We start from the raw sequence: 1,291 nt of genomic DNA, 5'->3' as shown, positions 1-1,291 counted from the left end.
CCCATGGGGAATTACGTGACCGCGGGGGTGGGGAATTACGTGACGCGGAACCCGCTCCACCTGGGGAATTTCGTGATCGCTCACAGCCCGGCAGTCAGGGCGAAGACCAAGGGGCCGGCACCGGTCGTCGGACGCGAGGTGGACCTTCGCCGTTAGGCCCCCGCGGGACCGGCCGATGGCATGGTCGGGCGGTTCACCGGCCGGGGCCCTTTTTACGGGCTCCGGACGCGTGCTGATGCGCGCGCACGATCGTGGAGTCCACCGAGATAGCCCAGTTCAGGTCCTCATCGGCATTGCTGAGCGGTGACCAGATATCTGTGCGGGCGATCCGGTGCGGCTGCGATAATGAGGAACGAGCAGCAGATGCGGCCGTGGGAGCAGCAGACGCACCCGGCCCGCCTGACAGGAACATGCGATCCGGGGGACCGTGCCGAAGAAACGCAACGCCGCCCAGCGCATCGGGGCGATCGGAGAGGACCGGTTCCGGCTCTCCTGCCAGGAGAACTTCATCATCTCCAACAAGGTCGAACACGACTTCGGGTTCGACTTCCTGTGCCAGGCGGACCTGGCCGCGGGCTTCGGCCGGACCGGACCGGTATCCGGAGTTTTCGTCGGCTTCAGCGTCCGCGCGACGGATCGGGACGACGGGCGGATCAGGCTGAACCAGGCGGATGCCGAGTGCCTGCTGGCGGCCCAGTTCCCGACCGGTCTCGCCCTGGTGAAGCTGAACGGGCCGAAGTCCGCGGCCGTCTATTTCCGAATGATGGACGCCGCCTTCATCGTGGAGCTGTCCCAGTTTTTGGCGTCCGCCAAGAAGTCCAAGCACTTCACCCCCAAGGACATGCGGCCCGTGGCGGAGATCCGGGACGCGATCGGGGAGGTCAGCGCCCCCGGCTACCTTGAGCAGGTGCGTGCCGACGCTGCCCGGAAGATTGCCGAACCGATCACCGGACCTGTCCAGATCCAGATTCACCGACAGCCAGGCAACCCTCATCGCATCCCTGGACCTGTACGCGTGGTTCGAGCAAGGAACACCCGCTGAGCTTGGCGTTTATCCTCGGCGGGCTTGGTGTTCCTTGATCGACTCGGCGCGTTTGACCGTCTTGCCGACGTCGTGGCGCCTGGCCCGGTGCTTGTTCTTCGAGCCGGGAGGCCGTCCCGGGCCCGGCCGGGACGGTTTCGGTGCGGCCGCCGGACGTGCCGGAGGCTGTCGCACGGCTCCTGCCCGGTGAAGGTCAAGAGTGCGTCTTGGGCGTGTGGTTGATGAGCTTGTTGAGGTTGTGGACTGTGC

General features: G+C 66.2%; 1 protein-coding gene and 2 pseudogenes. 1 reads left to right on the top strand and 2 read right to left on the bottom strand.

Annotated elements, in window-relative coordinates:
- Positions 1 to 99: 99 nt before the first annotated feature.
- Positions 100 to 286, bottom strand: a pseudogene (locus H8R17_RS45445) (IS5/IS1182 family transposase); the annotation flags it as partial.
- Positions 287 to 427: 141 nt separating this feature from the next.
- On the opposite strand from H8R17_RS45445, the gene H8R17_RS45440 reads away from it, so the two are divergent.
- On the top strand, positions 428 to 1,042 hold the full coding sequence (locus H8R17_RS45440) for a hypothetical protein (protein WP_187828989.1): 615 nt from the start codon (positions 428 to 430) through the stop codon (positions 1,040 to 1,042).
- A 9-nt stretch (positions 1,043 to 1,051) separates the two neighbouring features.
- On the opposite strand, the pseudogene H8R17_RS49045 reads toward H8R17_RS45440, so the two are convergent.
- Positions 1,052 to 1,195, bottom strand: a pseudogene (locus H8R17_RS49045) (transposase); the annotation flags it as partial.
- Positions 1,196 to 1,291 lie beyond the last annotated feature (96 nt).

Source organism: Streptomyces sp. TRM68367 (assembly GCF_014495685.1).
Lineage (GTDB): Bacteria > Actinomycetota > Actinomycetes > Streptomycetales > Streptomycetaceae > Streptomyces.
This window is presented reverse-complemented; position numbering and strand designations above follow the sequence as displayed.